Source organism: Streptomyces bobili (genome assembly GCF_002154575.1).
GTDB classification, from domain to species: domain Bacteria; phylum Actinomycetota; class Actinomycetes; order Streptomycetales; family Streptomycetaceae; genus Streptomyces; species Streptomyces bobili.
This window is the reverse complement of sequence record NZ_MUBA01000065.1, coordinates 12,461-28,019: the sequence shown is the minus strand read 5'-3', so window position 1 is coordinate 28,019 and position 15,559 is coordinate 12,461. Positions and strand designations below refer to the sequence as shown.

The 15,559-nt window shown below is 69.1% G+C and carries 6 protein-coding genes and 5 pseudogenes; all 11 read left to right on the top strand.

What is annotated here, in order from left to right; translation table 11 throughout:
• Window positions 1–192 precede the first annotated feature (192 nt).
• The 11 genes and pseudogenes from BZL64_RS06125 to BZL64_RS06080 all read left to right on the top strand — a co-directional run bounded on the left by BZL64_RS06125 (window position 193) and on the right by BZL64_RS06080 (window position 15,388).
• Window positions 193–1,039 (top strand): annotated as a pseudogene (locus BZL64_RS06125) (transposase family protein).
• Window positions 1,040–1,099: 60 nt separating this feature from the next.
• A pseudogene (locus BZL64_RS06120) lies at window positions 1,100–2,475 on the top strand (IS1380 family transposase).
• 545 nt (window positions 2,476–3,020) lie between these two features.
• Entirely contained in the window at window positions 3,021–6,386 is a 3,366-nt protein-coding gene (locus BZL64_RS06115) for a PLL family lectin (protein ID WP_086766911.1), read from the top strand.
• The gene (locus BZL64_RS06110; RefSeq protein WP_143663007.1) at window positions 6,383–8,650 is read left to right on the top strand and encodes a hypothetical protein; all 2,268 of its coding nucleotides are present in this window, start codon (window positions 6,383–6,385) and stop codon (window positions 8,648–8,650) included. Before BZL64_RS06115 ends, BZL64_RS06110 begins: the two co-directional genes overlap by 4 nt.
• A 181-nt stretch (window positions 8,651–8,831) precedes the next feature.
• Window positions 8,832–9,935 (top strand): annotated as a pseudogene (locus BZL64_RS06105) (IS1380 family transposase); the annotation flags it as partial.
• Window positions 9,936–10,079: 144 nt separating this feature from the next.
• Window positions 10,080–10,525: pseudogene (locus BZL64_RS40965) on the top strand (SDR family NAD(P)-dependent oxidoreductase); the annotation flags it as partial.
• Window positions 10,526–10,647: 122 nt separating this feature from the next.
• Window positions 10,648–10,946, top strand: a pseudogene (locus BZL64_RS42340) (tectonin domain-containing protein); the annotation flags it as partial.
• A gap of 9 nt (window positions 10,947–10,955) precedes the next feature.
• Window positions 10,956–11,381: a tectonin domain-containing protein gene (locus BZL64_RS40955; RefSeq protein ID WP_244205232.1), complete on the top strand. Its 426-nt coding sequence runs from the start codon at window positions 10,956–10,958 to the stop codon at window positions 11,379–11,381.
• Window positions 11,382–11,775: 394 nt separating this feature from the next.
• Window positions 11,776–11,973, top strand: coding sequence for a YlcI/YnfO family protein (locus tag BZL64_RS06090; protein ID WP_229895029.1), 198 nt, complete (start codon window positions 11,776–11,778; stop codon window positions 11,971–11,973).
• Window positions 11,970–12,266 carry a type II toxin-antitoxin system PemK/MazF family toxin gene (locus tag BZL64_RS06085; RefSeq protein WP_086766907.1) on the top strand — a complete coding sequence of 99 codons (297 nt, stop codon included), beginning with the start codon at window positions 11,970–11,972 and terminating at the stop codon, window positions 12,264–12,266. Before BZL64_RS06090 ends, BZL64_RS06085 begins: the two co-directional genes overlap by 4 nt.
• A 1,001-nt stretch (window positions 12,267–13,267) precedes the next feature.
• On the top strand, window positions 13,268–15,388 hold the full coding sequence (locus BZL64_RS06080) for a HEAT repeat domain-containing protein (RefSeq protein ID WP_244205229.1): 2,121 nt from the start codon (window positions 13,268–13,270) through the stop codon (window positions 15,386–15,388).
• Window positions 15,389–15,559: the final 171 nt, after the last annotated feature.

The window sequence follows — 15,559 nt, the reverse complement described above, 5'->3', positions numbered from 1 at the left end:
CGAGGCCCCCGAGCATCGTGATGGAGACGTCAGACATCTCGATCAACGGCCCGGGGCTCGCTCGCGCTTCACGGCCCATCACCCGATCGGTGGCCAACTCGAAGAAGCTCAGTAAACCTCTTTCATCCTGGGTCTGAGGAGTGAAACAAGCTGGTCAGGTGGGGTGACGTGGCGAAGCCCCTCGTCGTTGGTGTGGTGATCTCACTCAACACGCCGACGGCCGGGGGCTTCGTTGGTTCCGTATCCTTCCACGCTCGACGGCCCGCACGAGCTGGTCGAGCATGTCTCCTGGCTCATCTACACCCGAAGGCGTGAACTTCGCTCGCCGTGGCGGAAGTTGAGCTGCTTCAAGCAAGCCCTGCTCACATTGGCTCACTTGCGGAAGAACGAGACGTTCGCACAGGTCGGCGCCGGGTTCGGGGTGTCGGAGGCGACGGCATGGCGCTACGTCGACGAGACGCTCGAAGTCCTGGCCGCCTGGGCGCCGGGCCTGCACGAGGCCCTGGTGGGCCTGGGCGAGGGGGACTTCGTCATCGTCGACGGGACGCTCATCCCGACCGACCGCATCAAGGCGGACGAGCCGTACTACTCGCAGAAACACAAGCAGCACGGCATGAACGTACAGGTCATCGCAGCCCCGGACGGCACACCACTGTGGTTCTCACGCGCGACACCGGGACGGACCCACGACCTCACCGCGGCCCGCGCCCACGGCATCCTCCAAGCGTGCCTGACCCGGCAGATCCTCGTGCTCGCCGACCGGGCCTACCAGGGTGCCGGCGCCACCGTCCGTACCCCCTACTACCACCACCACGAACAGCCCGAGCACTACCAGCAGTTCAACCGCGACCACGCCCGGCTGCGGGCTCCCGGCGAACGCGCCTTCGCACAGCCGAAGTCCTGGCGACTGTTACGGCGAGCCCGATGTTCAACCCGGCGTATCAGCACCGTCGTACAAGCCATCCACACGCTCTTAACCTCGCGCTTTCATGAGGCGGGCTGTCCGACGGGTGGTCAGGAAAGCAGAAAGTGCTTCTGACCAGCAAGAATGAGGATTGTCGAGGTCCTTGTTCCTGCCACTGTCGGAGGCACTTCCCAGGTGAGTCAACGTAGCGGGTTGTACCCGCGTGTCCGGGTCTCGGGTGGCGTTGCGGGGTGGTTTCCCAGGCCGGCGGGGTGTTGCTGGTGGAGACGGCCCGCAGGTCAGGACTCGACGCCGCGATGTCCGACGCGCTCGCGCCGTGGCGCAAGCCCAGGGCGGTCCACGATCCGGGCAAGATCCTGCTGGATGTCGCACTCGCCGTGGCCCTGGGCGGGGGCTGCCTGGCCGATGTCGCGATGCTTCGGCCGAGCCCGCCGTGTTCGGGCCGGTGGCCTCCGACCCGACCGTCTCCCGCCTGGTCGACACCCTGGCCACCACCGGGCCGCGGGCGCTCGCGGCGATCCGGCGCGTACGGGCCGAAGTCCGCGAGCGGGTCTGGCGGTTGGCCGGCACCGCGGCGCCCCGACGCGGGCGACGAGGTGATCGTGGACATCGACGGCGTGCTGGTCCTGGCGCACTCCGAGAAGGAGCACGCCACCAAGACCTGGAAGAAGACCTTCGGTCACCACCCGCTGTTCGCGTTCGTCGACCACGGCCGAGAGGGCTCCGGGGAACCGGTCGCCGGCCTGCTGCGGCCGGGGAACGCGGGCAGCAACACCGCCGCCGACCACGTCGAGGCCGCCCGCCTGGCGCTGGACCAGCTTCCGAGGAAGTACCGGCGCGGACGGCGCACGCTGATCCGCACCGACTCCGGCGGGGGCACCCACAAGTTCCTCACCTGGATCACCGCACGCGGCCGATGGCTGTCCTACTCGGTCGGGATGACCATCACCGACGCGATTCACTAGGCCGTGCTCCTGATCCCGGCCTCGACCTGGACCCCCGCCATCGAACCGGACGGCGAGGTCCGCGACGGCGCCTGGGTTGCCGAACTCTCCGGTGACGTCCTGGAGGGCTGGCCGAAGGGGATGCGGCTGATCGTCCGCAAGGAACGGCCGCACCCCGGCGCCCAGTTGCGCTTCACGGACGCCGACGGGATGCGGCTGACCTGCTTGGCCACCAACACCACCGGCACCCCGATCGCCCAGTTGGAGCTGCGGCACCGCCGGCGCGCCCGGGCGGAGGACCGCATCCGCGCCGCCCGCGGCACCGGCCTGCGCAACCTCCCCCTGCACCAGGCCGCGCAGAACCAGGTCTGGCTGGAGATCGTCCAGCTCGCGCTCGACCTGCTGGCCTGGATGCCCATGCTGGCCCTCACCGGGCTGGCCCGCCGCTGGGAGCCCAAAGCGCCTGCGGCTGCGGTTGCTCTCCGCGGCCGCCCAGCTCGTCACCACCGGACGCCGCCGCTACCTCCGGCTCGCCCTCCACTGGCCCTGACCGACGTGATCACGGCCGCGTTCGACCGCCTGCAAGCCCTGCCGAACCCCGGCTGACCAGCAGCGACGGCCTGTCCCGACGAGTAAGCTTCACTCCCGGAGCCGTGGAACCCGGCGCACACCCGACGCGAAGCCGGGCCACCAGCCTGCCCACATCACCCGCACAAGCCGAAACGGCCCGCCGGAACCGACGGACCGCCACGAAAGATCGAGGCTAACGCCCGAATCCCGTCACCGGACCGCGATGCCGCGGCTCAGCGTTTGCGAACACAGCGGCTCTGCGATACCACAGTGAGTAGGCCCCCCGTAGATCTGTGCACCGACAGCAACGATGCAGCAGAACCGTGCCGACGGTGAACCGCGGAGCATGCCACTGCTGAGCCCGAGTCGCGGGCGCCTATCGGGTAGGCGATTCCATCCCGTAATCCGGTGGGAAACCGGTGAGGACCAAGCGTGGGATCGCCTCGCCTGCCGGACGAAGGGCCGCATCCTGACACGCTCCGATGATCCGGTGAATGTGAGGAGCCATGGTCACGACCACCACGGCACCCGAACGCAACACTCTACAGAGAGCCGCCGGAGCGCCGGCGACGCCGTTACAGGTGAACATCTCGCAGGTGCTCAGCCACGATCTGGTCACCGCGGACACGATCCCGGTCGACACCACCAGCGCATCTCCGGTGGGGGTCTTCGTCAATCCCATAGGCAGTGGCGTACTGGGCAACAACCGGACCGAGGCACTGGCCGTCGTCGCCGTCCAGGACTCGCAGACACCGCAGTTCGCGCACATCGCCGGCGACCCTTCGACGGACACCGGCTGGACGATGCGGACACCGTTCGGCGGGCTCGAAGCGGCCGAGGTCGCCGCCGGGGTCGCCTACCCGGACAGCCCGCAGGCCGCGGTCTTCGGATTTCTCTCCGACGGCGCCACGCTCCACACCAGCCGACTGCAGTCGGACGGCCTCACCTGGAGCGATCCGCAACCGGTCGGCGGTTCGTCGGTGTCCAACCTGCACACCGCCTACACGCCTGCTGGCCGTCTCGTGCTGTACGGGGCAGACCCGGACGGCAACCTGGCCACCTGCTACCAGCCCACGCCCGGCGGCACGTTCACCACGACCGTGTGCACCCTTCCCAGCAGCCTGGCCGGGGACTTCCAGCTCGTCCTGAGCGACGAGTCCAGCTGGACCCTGGTCGCCGACCTCGGTGGCGAACCCATGCTGGTGGTCGGCGTGCTGGGAGACCCCGAGGCCCGCCAGTCCTCGCTGCCGGAGTACCAGGGCACGCTGAAGCAGGTCGTGGTCGGCTTCTGGAGCGCCGCGGTCAACACCGCCGTCTTCGCCCTCGTCGACACCGACGACACCCTGAACCTGTGGGCCCAGTCCCCGTCCGTCACCGTGGTGCAGCCGCTCGCCGGACCCGCCCTGTCCACCGCCTCGGCCGTCGGGCACGTCTCCACCGACGGCACGCTGCACATCTACGTGCAGGACACCTCGCTCAACCTCTGGGTACTCCACCAGGACCCGGAGGTACCGTGGAACGACGACGGCACGCCCAACTGGTCGCCGCCCATCCCCTTGGACAACGGGATAGCCGGCGTGGCCAGTTCGGGCAGTCCCGCCGACGCACCGAGCCTGTTCGCCATCGACGCGGCCGTCGGGTCGCTGCGGCTGCACATGCAGGATCCGCAGACCCAGATGTGGCGCAGCGGCACGGTGCTGACCTCGTCCCCGAACGCCTACGAGGTCACCCGCTACCGCACCGAGGTCACCGTCATGGACGCCAACGGCGCGCCGGTGCCGCAGTACCCGGTGACCCTCGCGGCGGCGCAGGGCAGTTCGGCGTGCGAGCTGTCCTGTGGGGGCGTCACCGTGACCGTGGGCAGTGACCCGGTGGACCTGACCACCGACGCACTGGGCAAGGTCACCCTCGCCATGCTCACCACGGCAGGACTGGCCGCCCCCAGGTTGTCGCTGGCCGCCGAGGGACTCGCCGAGGCGGCCGTCGTGCAGCCCGGCTCGGGAGTGCTGACCTATCTGTCCGGGCAGGGCACGCTCAATCCGACGAATCCCGGCGGGCCGCTCCCGCAGTTCGACGCCGACGGGGCCACGCTGGCGGCGGCGCAGGTCGACGGTGCGCAACTGGCGCCGGGCGCCACTGGCAGCACAGCCGGGGCCGCGGCGGCGGCCATCCGGAACACCGCCATGAGCGGTCTGGGCACCACGCCCTCCGGGGTGGCGGGATACCGGCTGCAGACCACAAGCCCGGGCGGCGGGGACGCGGGGCCCCGATTCACCATGCTGCACACCCCGGAGGAACTCGCCCGGGCACTGGCCGAGGAGGGCGGCAGGCCAGGCAGTTTCTGGAACGACATCGAACGGTGGACCGGAGACGTCTGGGAGGGCATCAAGAACGGCCTGATCAAGATCGCCGACGTCGTGGTGAGCGCCATCGACCAGGTCGCCCGGTTCACCCTGCAGATAGGCGAAGAGATCGCCGCGGGCATCACCCTGGCGGTGGCCGGGCTGGAACAGGCCGCGCACTTCATATCCGGCGTGTTCGCCTGGGTGGAGGCCGAGATCGACAAGGTGGTCAAGTGGCTCCGGGCACTGTTCGACTTCGGTGCCATCTGGCGCAGCAAGCTGGCGATCGAGAGCGCCATGAGTCAGATACCGTCCCTGGTGAAGCAGTTCACGGCGCACTACCAGAGCGCCGCCGACACATGGTTCGCCGAACAGAAGGAGGCGGTCGCGCAGGCGTTCGGCGCCGCCAAGGGCGCCGCGGGCCAGACGCCGTACGGCCAACTCCCTGCCTACCAGCAGCCGCCCCCGAGCACCACCACCGTCGTCGCGGGCGGAGCCACACCGGCCGACTTCTCCCAGAACGTCCATCACAACTGGCTCCAGGACAAGGTCGGGGCCCAGGCCCCTGATGACCCCGGCGTGGCCGCCTATCAGCCCGCGCAGGGCCCGTGGCAAGCCTTCGCAACGCAACTGTCGGACGCTCAGGGTGACTTCACCGGCGCGATGGCGGACCTCGCTGGCGCGCTGGAGACCCTGATCGAGCATCCGGAGCAGTTCGCCGGCCAAGGGATCGGCGACCTGCTGGCCGCGGTCGAGGGACTCGCCTTCACCGGGCTGGACCTCGCCGACGCGACGGCGGACGCATTCGCCGGCCTCTGCGACGCCGCGATGGACGGGCTGAGCGATTTGCTCTCCCAGGAGCTGCGCTGGGGCCCGCTCAACACGCTGTGGCAGTGGATGGCCAAGGCCGCCGGGTACCCCGAGGACGGGCAGCTGACCGTCGGGGCGCTGACCGCGCTGCTCGCGGCGTTCCCCACGACCGTGCTGTACAAGCTGATCGAGGGCGTGGACACCGAACCCTTCCCGAGCGGCACCTTCTCCCCGGACGGCATCCTCGCCGGCACCGTGCCCCAGAGCTACCAGATCGCCGGGGGAATCCTCCAGGCCCTCTTCTTCCTCCCGTCCCTGGTGGCCGATCTGCTGGGACCCGACACCCCCTGGTGGCTCGGCCTGATCAGGATGACCTGGGCCGGCGCGATCTGGGCACTGTTCAACGGGCTGCCGTTCACCCAGATGTTGGAAGGCGGGGCGATCGCACTCGTCGCGCTGGTCCTCGTCATGCGGGCGGTGCCCATGGCCACGATCCAGCTGCTCCAGAAAGAGGTCGGGCCCAACGCCAGGGACATCGGTGCGGTCGTGATGACCCTGGTCGGCCTCGGGCGGCTGTGCGTCGGCGCGTACCAGATCCTCGAGGACGACCTCGACAGCGAGCAGATCGCCATCGTGGACCTCCTGCCGTTGCCCGGCATCTTCTCGTTCCTGAATTTCAGCGCCATTCGCAACAGTGCGATCGGACCGTACTGCGTGACCGCGAAATGCCTCATCGACTACGTGGGATACGTGGGCGGCGGATCACTAGAGCTCCTGGAAGCGACGGGACCATGACTCAGACGGCGAAGCGGAAAGCTGCACGGCCGCGGCAACCCGGCCCGCGGGGCGACGGCGGGCAACCCGATCTGCTGGGCTGGGACGCGGTGTGCGCCATGAACGCGGTGCAGATCTCGGCCGTGTTCCGTCAGCAGTACCTCGCGGAGGGGCCGACGAGCCCCGTACGCCCGATCCGGGTGGCGTTCCCCGACGGCGACGACCTCATGGTCGTCGACACCGTCCTTGGGCCGCCGGACTTCTCCTTCTCCGACGACGGCGACGAGCCGCAGTGCGAGTTGTCGATGTTCCTGGTGACGGGCAGGGTCCTGCGCGTCGACCCCGCCGCAGGAGTGGTGCGCAACGTCCTGCCGCTCGAACCGAGATCCTCGTGGCTGAACGGCCCCGTCACGCTCACCGGCATGCAGGGCACCGTCGACGACTCGCTCGGCCGAGTGGGGATCGACCTCGGCGCGGCCGCCTTCCAGCCCGTCATCGGTGGGATCGATCCCGAATCCGAAGTGCTCACCGAGATGAGTACCGCCCTGCAGACCTACTTCAGGACCCAGAGCACCAGCTACCCCCTCGGCGAGATCCAGAAGGGCCCGGACGGGCTGTCCGGCTGCCTGGCACCGTCCGAGTTCGACTTCGTCGTCCAGCAGAACCCCGACCTGCCCGGCGACGGCGCCGTCCTGCTGCTCATCAGGACCACTGGCAGCGGCGGAACCGTCGGCCCCCTGTCCACCTACCCCCTTCCCGAGGGCGACACCGCTGCGCTACTGGTGTCCGGAGACCTCCTGTTCACCTCGTTGATCGCCCCCACCCTCACCCAGGAATTCAAGAACATCGGCACGACGTTCACCGCCGAGCAGCAGAGCGACGGCAGCTACCGGATCAACGGCTCGGGAGGCACCCTGGACCTGGGCGGCTTCCCGAATCCCTGGCCCGGCCAGCCCGACATCCCCTACACATCGAACGACAGCGCCGACTACGACGACGTCACCCTTCAGCCGGCAACCTTCACCCTGGTCAGCGACGGCACCGATCTCGTGTCGACCTTCACCTGCTCGTTCGAGCAGTACTTCTCCATGGCCCTGAACCCCCCGGCCCCGCCGAACGGGGACCCGGCCGAAGAGGTCGGCAAGATCGTGCCCGGATTCTCGGTCAACCACTGCAACCTCGACGGGACGGTCACGACGTCATACACAGCGAATGCCGACCCCACCACCGGCATCGTGAGCTTCGTCGGGCAGACCAAGTGCACGCTGACGCCGGACAACACGGGAAGCGGGTGGAGCAGCTTCTGGAGCGGCACCACGGACTTCCTGCCCGACGACATCCAGAGTTCCCTGGGGTCGGCCCTGCAGTCCGTCCTCCAGCAGGTGACCCTGCCCGACGTCGGCACCTTCGCCCTGCAGAACCTGCTCTTCCCCTCCGAGCAGGCCCTGCAGCTCACGGCCGTGGCCGTCCCCGGTGACCTGACCCTGACCGGCCAGGTGGAGTCCGTCCTCACCGTCAGCCCGCCCACCGTCACCCTCACCCCGACCGGGCAGCAGCAGTTCGGCGCCACCGTCGCCGGATCGACCACTGCGGTCGACTGGGAGGTCCAGCCACCGCTCGGCGCGATCGACCCGACCGGCTTGTACCAGGCACCCGACAGCGTGCAGCAGCCCGGCGTGGTGATCGTGACCGCGATCGACCAGGCGGACGGCTCTCGGGTGGGGCGCGCCATGGTGCTGCTGGCCCCGGCGCCGCCCTCATCAGACCGGATCGTCACGCCGACGGCGCTGACCCTCACCGCCGGACAGGGCTACGACTTCGTGGTCGTGGACTCCGACGGCAATCCGGTGGATGGCGCGGTCTGCACGCTCTCCCCGTCGGGCGTGGGCACCCTGGAGCAGGGCTGGGGCACCGGCCGGTGGATCTACACCGCGCCGGATTCCGTGACGCAGTCCCAGACGGTGACCATCAGCACCGGCCCGTCCGGCGTGGCGGCGACCGTGCAGCTCGCCACCACGACGACCGTCACGGTCACGGCGTCAAGTACGACGGTGAGCGCCGGCGACACCGTGACCCTCACCGCGGCCTCCGACGATCTCGACCGCTTCACCTGGTGCGTCTACCCCACCGGCATGGGCACGGTCGCCTTCAGCGAAGGCACCACCACGGCCGTCTACACCGCACCGGCGACCGTCCAGGACGACCAGTCGGTCACCCTCCTGGCCTGGGGATCGGACAACGCGGTCGGCTGCGGTTGGTGCAGACTGACCCTAACCTCCAGCTGAGTCCGGCGCCGGCTGCAAAGTGTTCAGCCGCCCAGGGCTGCTGGCTGCGACGGGCTAGCCTCGCGCTTTCACGAAAGCGGGCTGTCCGGCAGGGTGATCGACAAAGCAAAAAGTGCCTCTGACCTGCGAGAATGAGGACTGTCTAGCCCTTCTTCTCGCGCCCGTCGGAGGCACTTTCCAGGTGAGCAAGCGTATCGGGTCGTACCCGCGTGTGCGGGTGTCGGGTGGCGGCAGCGGGGTGGTCTCCCAGGCCGGCGGGGTCCTGCTGGTGGAAACAGCGCGCCGCACGGGCCTGGCCGCCGGGCTGTCGGCGGCGCTCGCGCCGTGGCGCAAGCCCAGCGCGGTGCACGACCCGGGCAAGATCCTGCTGGACCTCGCGCTCGCCGTGGCGCTGGGCGGTGACTGCCTGGCGGACATCGGCCTGCTGCGATCGGAGCCCGGCGTGTTCGGACCGGTGGCCTCGGATCCGACGGTCTCCCGACTGGTCGACGCTCTTGCCGCAGCCGGCCCCCAGGGCACTGCGGCGATCCGGCGGGCACGGGCCGAAGTCCGCGAGCGGGTCTGGCGGTTGGCCGGCCAGGACGCACCGGACGCGGACGGCCACGTGGTCGTGGACATCGACGGCGTCCTGGTCCTGGCCCACTCCGAGAAGCAGGGCGCCGCCGCGACCTGGAAGCGGACGTTCGGCCACCATCCGCTGTTCGCTTTCGTCGACCACGGCCGTGAAGGGTCCGGAGAGCCGGTCGTCGGCCTGCTGCGACCGGGAAGCGCGGGCAGCAACACCGCCGCCGACCACATCGCCGCCGCCCGGCTGGCACTGGCCCAGCTGCCGAAGAAGCACCGGCGCGGTCGGCGGACCCTCATCCGCACCGACTCCGGCGGCGGCACCCATGATTTCCTCAACTGGCCGACAGCGCGCGGCCGGTGGCTGTCCTATTCGATCGGGATGACCATCACGGAGGCAATCCACCAGGCCGTGCTGCTGGTGCCGGCCTCGGCTTGGACGCCCGCCGTCGAACCGGACGGCCAGGTCCGCGACGGCGCCTGGGTCGCCGAGTTCGGCGGCGACGTCCTCAAGGGCTGGCCGAGAGGTATGCGGCTGATCGTGCGCAAAGAACGCCCGCACCCCGGAGCGCAGTTGCGCTTCACCGACGTCGACGGGATGCGGCTGACCTGCTTCGCCACCAGCACCACCACCGTCCCGATCGCCGCCCTGGAGCTGCGGCACCGCCAGCGCGCCCGCGCCGAGGACCGCATCCGCGCCGCCCGCGACACCGGCCTGCGCACGAGGGAGGATCGTGCAAGACGAAGCGAGGATAGTTCTACTATTCCCGCAGGTCAGAGCGATTCAGTGGGATTGCTGGTTCTTCCGCGGGGCAGGGAAATGCCTGTCCTTCCGCGGATCCCACTACATCCCAAGGATCACCGCATGAAGACAGTTCTGATCACTGGTGCCTCATCCGGATACGGACGGGAGACCGCCCTGTACTTCCACTCGCAGGGGTGGAACGTCATCGCCACGATGCGCACAGCGAGTGCGGGCGTCCTGCCCGAGTCGGACCGGCTCCGCGTCGTCGAGCTCGACGTGACCAAGCCCCAGACCATCACCGCCGCGTTCGAGGCGGCCGGGCCCATCGACGTCCTGGTCGACAACGCGGGCGTCTCATCGATCAGCGTGTTCGAGGGCACCCCCATGGCCCGAGTGCGGGAAGTCTTCGAAACCAACACGTTCGGCGTGATGGCGACGACGCAGGCGTGCTGCCCCAGTTCCGCGAGCGCGGCTCCGGCGTGGTGGTCAACGTGACCTCCAGCGTGGTGCTGGACCACATGCTGCTCTCGGCCGTCTACAAGGCAAGCAAGATGGCCATCGAGGGGTCGGGCCGGCCGGGGGCGAAACATCGATTTCAGGTCTGTCGTGCCACTCGACCCGCATGTGACGTTCCGTTGTCAAGGCGACACTGTGGGTGTCACTGCTCCTCGATGGAAGGTAGCCAGAAATGCCCGAGCGGAAGCAGATCCGCGGGAACCTCATAGCGATCGCTGCTGGGTCCCGGACGAACGTGTGGGGCGTCAACGCCGCCGGCAACATCTACAAGTTCTCCGGCTACGACGACCTCGCCTCCAGCCCGTGGATCCAGATCCCCGGCAGCCTCTCCGACATGGGGCCGGCGCCGACGGCACCGTCTGGGGCGTCAACGCGGCGGGGAACATCTACCGCTACGCCGGCGACCAGGAGGAGAGCGCCGACCAGTGGGTCCAGATCCCCGGCAACCTGACCCGCATCGCGGTCGGGTCGCGCACGAACGTGTGGGGCGTCAACGCCTCGGGGGACATCTACAAGTTCGCCGGCTTCGACTTCCTCACCCCGAGCCCCTGGGTCAAGATCCCGGGCAGCCTCTCCGACATCGGGGCAGCGGCCGACGGCACCGTCTGGGGCGTCAACGCAGCGGGCAAGATCTACCGTTACGCCGGCGACCAGAACGACAAGAACCACTGGTCCGAGATCTCCGGCAACCTGACCCGCATCGCAGCCGGATCACGGACGAACGTGTGGGGCGTCAACTCGGGAGGCAGTATCTTCAGCTTCTCCGGCTACGACGAGCGCACCTCCAGCCCCTGGAACCAGATCACCGGCAGTCTCACCGACATCGGGGCAGCGGCCGACGGCACCGTCTGGGGTGTCAACGTGGCCGGCAACATCTACCGCTACACCGGCGACCGACAGGACTGACCGAGTCGGCAACGTGACGTGGGGCCCCCGACTGCTGTGCAGGCGAGGGCCCCACGGTTTTCCTCCCATCAGGCCCAGTCGTGTCCTCAGCGGCAGACCGTGCGGGTGCCATCAGCGCCAGGGCGTCGACGAACGACGCAGACCAGCGGCCTTCCAGGACGAACCTCCCGGAAGGCCGCCTGTGCTAGTGATCGTCTTCGCATGGGTGTGTCCCCACTGCAGGGAACCGCGAGTGACGTCGACCACAATCTCCCCGTGATTGAGGGCGTACGGGGTTGTTGCCATCTCCTGATCGGCCTTGATGATTGCGAGCGCGGACCCAGCGACCGATCAACCTCAGTGCGATTCTTGCAACCGACTTACGCCACCGTGAATCGGTGGCTAGTCTGTATTCATGTCTGTTACCACCATGACTCTGCGCATCCCCGATGAGCTGGCTCCCTCGATCAAGGCGGCTGCCTTGGAGGCTGGCCTGAGCGTGAACGCCTACGTGGTGCGCGCGGCCCGTCGTGCCGCGACTCTCGACGCCGCGCAGCAGCTCGCCGCGCTCGGCCTCGGTGACGACCTGGCGGGCGAGGGCGACGCCCTGTGAGGCGGGGTGAGATCTGGACTCTGTCCGATGGCCGCAGCGTCCTGGTCGTCTCCCTGACCGGCCTGGAGGAGGCTCATGGGGCGGTGCTCGCGATCGTGCTGCATCCCTCCGGCCGCTATCCCGACACCGCCATGTCCGTCGTGATCGGCGACCCGCTCGCGTGCACCGCGGTCGCCGTCAACCTTCAGCAGCTCAGGGCCGCCCGCTTCGACGGCGGGAAACTCCTCGGCGAGGTCGACCCCGCGGCGATGGCCCGCGTGGACCAGGCGCTGCGCGCCGTCCTCGACCTGTAGCCCGCAGGCAGACGGGGCGCCGAAGTGAAGTGACCTTTGGCAGGCTCGAGTGACCGAGTTAGCCGTTCAAGGGCATCGACCTGCTGAGTGCGGATAGCAGCCAGCTCGGCTGATGACGTCATCACAGGCCCTCGAGCCTGTTCCGGAATCCGCGGCGGATTAATGGCCTTGTGTCGCAAATCGAGCGCCCGGTTTAGGTGAGGCTCACGAAGATCGGCCGGCACGGTGGCGTTCACGAGGGCAATGACGAAGCTGGAACCAGGGATCCTGCCGCTGAGATACACACTGATCTGCGAACTTGGCATGTTCACCAGCGGCTCCAAGGCCTTGAGCGTCATGCCGCTGCGCTCGACCTGCTCCCGCAGGAACACGGTCAACTTTTCCGCGTACCGATTTGGGCGCCACGACCGGCCTCCACGGTCGGCCGCCCTTCTTTTGAGGTGGCGCCAAGAAACTCATCCTCCGCTGATTCATCCGGCGTCCCGGACAACCTTCCTGCCATCCTGAACTTACCTGCGATGTTCGGTTGGGGAGGTCCGGACAACCCAACTGCCCTGCACTGTTGCCCCCAGTGGTCGCCAGTCGGAGCGGCCTGACGCAAGGCGTTCCTACGCATGAGGCAGTCTCACTTGCCGCTGACACCCTCTCGATCGTTGGCCTTCTGCTCACCCTGAAGCTGGAGGGCATCCGCGCACGGCGTGAGAGGCGCGCCAAGAAGAAGCAGTCAGATGGCGACGCGGTGACCTGAACATAGTCATCGCGCACTGGCAGATGACCGAGCGCGCCCAACAGCGGTGAAACATGCGCCGCTCGCACGACGCTCAGAACGTCTGCGCCCCGCCATCGTCCACCGCGCCGCATGGCTCGCGGGCCCTTCAAGCCAGGCCGCGGCGACAGTCACCGTCCGCGCGGACCCGTTGATCGTTGTCCATGCCGAGGGTGTCGTACGGTCCGTCCCCGAGTGGGTCTTGTTGTCAGTGCTACCTGGCATGGTGTGGATCATGTTTGACGGACTTCATGGCATCGACTGGGCTTCGATGGAGCACGCGTACGGTTCGGCCGAGGAGGTGCCGGCGCTGCTGTGGGCGCTGCGTTCCCCGGACACCGAGGAACGCCACACGGCCCTCGACCGCTTCTACGGCGCGGTTCACCACCAGGGCAGCGTGTACCCGGCGACGGCGGCCAGCGTGCCCTTCCTGTTCGAGTTGGCCGCCGACGGCGCCACGCCTGAGCGGGCCGCTGTCGTCGCGCTGCTGGTCAGCATTGGCCGGGAGGCCTTGGAGGTGGGCTTCGAGGACGACGGCACCGAGATCGAGTACTACCCGCCGATGGGCTGCGCGCAGGCCGTCGCCTTTCTGCGCGAGCGGGGTGGGCAGTTCGCCGAACTCGCCTTCGATCCCGACCTGGACGTGCGCCTGGCCGCGATTCCCGGGCTCGGGCTCTTCCTCGATGACGCCTGCCGAGCCGCCGCGGTGCTGCGCGAGCGGCTGGCCGCCGAGGAAGGTATCGCGGCGCGGCTGCGGATCGTGGAGGCGGCGGCCACCCTGGCACTGCGCCTCCCGGCGGCCACGCAACCGGTGACGGGCTGGCTCGCCGGGCTCGCCGCCGACCAGGCTCAGGGCCCGGCGATCCGGCTCGCGGCCCTGGTCCAGCGGGCCCGCTGCGTCCCGGAGATCGGCGAGGATGCCGTGCCGGCTGCCGTCGGCCTGCTGCGCCAGAGTGCCCGCACCCTACCCGTGCGGCCCGTCGCACCGGCCCCCAGCCGCCCGGCGGCACCCACGGACACAGTTGCGCCCCAGACCGTCGCCGCCTTCGAAGAACTCGACCGGCATACGCGCGTGCACGCACCGACCACGGCCCTGCTGCGGACGTTCCACGAAGTCCTGGGCGCCCGGGTGCCCGAGCGCACTGCGCTGCTGGCCGAGCAGCTGAGCAGCCCCGACCCCGGCTCGCGCCTGGACGCGGTCCGGATGAGCGGGGAACTGATACGCACCTGGCGCGGGGACCACACCCGGCTCCTCCTGCTGCTCGCCGACCAGCTCACCACAGCCGACCAGGAGGTTGCCGCCGAGACCGCAGCTGTTCTGGAGTCCTGCCACCCGATCGCCGCCCCGGCCCGGGAGGCACTCGCCGCGCACATCGACGCCCAACGAGCGGCGCACGGCCCCCACGTATGGGCGGCCCCCGAGGCGCTGCTGTGCAGAAGCCACCAGGAGGCCGTGAAGGCCTTGGCGCGCCTCGGCGACGTACGCGCGCTGCCGAGTCTGCTGGCCGCGCTGGACGACGACGTCGACGCCTGGCGTGCGATCCAGGTCGCAGGGCATCTGCCGCAGGCGGCCGACCAGTTGGTGCCCCGGCTCTGCGACCATTTGCGCCGCATTGATCTCTCCCAGCAGTGGAACGAGATGAGCGCCAACGCGATTCTTGCCGCCCTGACTGCGCTCGGTGACCCGGCCGCGGTTCCCGTGGTGGTGGCTACGCTCGGCGCCGCGGTGCGTCATGAACAGCACAGCGTCACGCGATCAGCCCTGAAGGCACTGGGTGCGTTCGGCCCGGCGGCAACCGGCGCAAGGGACACGATCCGGTCGCTGACCACCGCCATCGACGCGCACGTCCGTCCTGCCGCTGTAGCCGCGCTGTGGGCCGTCGACGGCGACCTGGCCGAGGTCCTACCCCTCCTCCTCCACCTCCTCGACGACCGCATCACCTTCCGGATCAGTGATGCGGCTGATCTGCTCGGCGAGATCGGCCCGCCCGCCTCCATCGCACTGCCGCGACTGCGTAACCTCCTGACGCACGCATACGAATGGGTCCGGGTGCACTGCGCAGCCGCGCTCTGGGAGGTCGGCGGCGAGGCCGAGGCACCGGCCGTCCTGAACGCCCAGCTGCAGGCCATGGCCGAGAACTCGGCGACGGCCAATCACGTTGTGGCCTGTCTGGACCGCATGGGTCCACTCGCGGCACCGGCCCTGCCCCTGCTCCGCGAGCAACTGGCCCAGCCCCGACGCGGCGGCAGGTTCCAGAGCATCGACCACGACGAGGAAGTCCAGCGGGTCTGCCGTACCCTCATCGCACGGCTCGATCCTCCAGCCCCGAGGGCCCCTGCCCCGCGAACGGCTTGAGGCTGCGCGACCCCTCCGGCATCGACCGGTATCCCGTCCACGAGAGATGCAGCCACACTCCCGGATTCCCGGCCGCCGACCGGACCAGCGGGGGCCCTGCGCGACTGTCTGGGCCTGTCGGCATCGAGGTCCGTTCTTTCCCCGGAACGTCCGCCTTCAACGGCGGGCTGA

Coding starts and splice junctions, on each gene's coding strand:
- BZL64_RS06080 (WP_244205229.1), top strand. CDS start 13,268: ATGTTTGACGGACTTCATGGCATCGACTGGGCTTCGATGGAGCACGCG.
- BZL64_RS06110 (WP_143663007.1), top strand. CDS start 6,383: ATGACTCAGACGGCGAAGCGGAAAGCTGCACGGCCGCGGCAACCCGGC.
- BZL64_RS06090 (WP_229895029.1), top strand. CDS start 11,776: ATGTCTGTTACCACCATGACTCTGCGCATCCCCGATGAGCTGGCTCCC.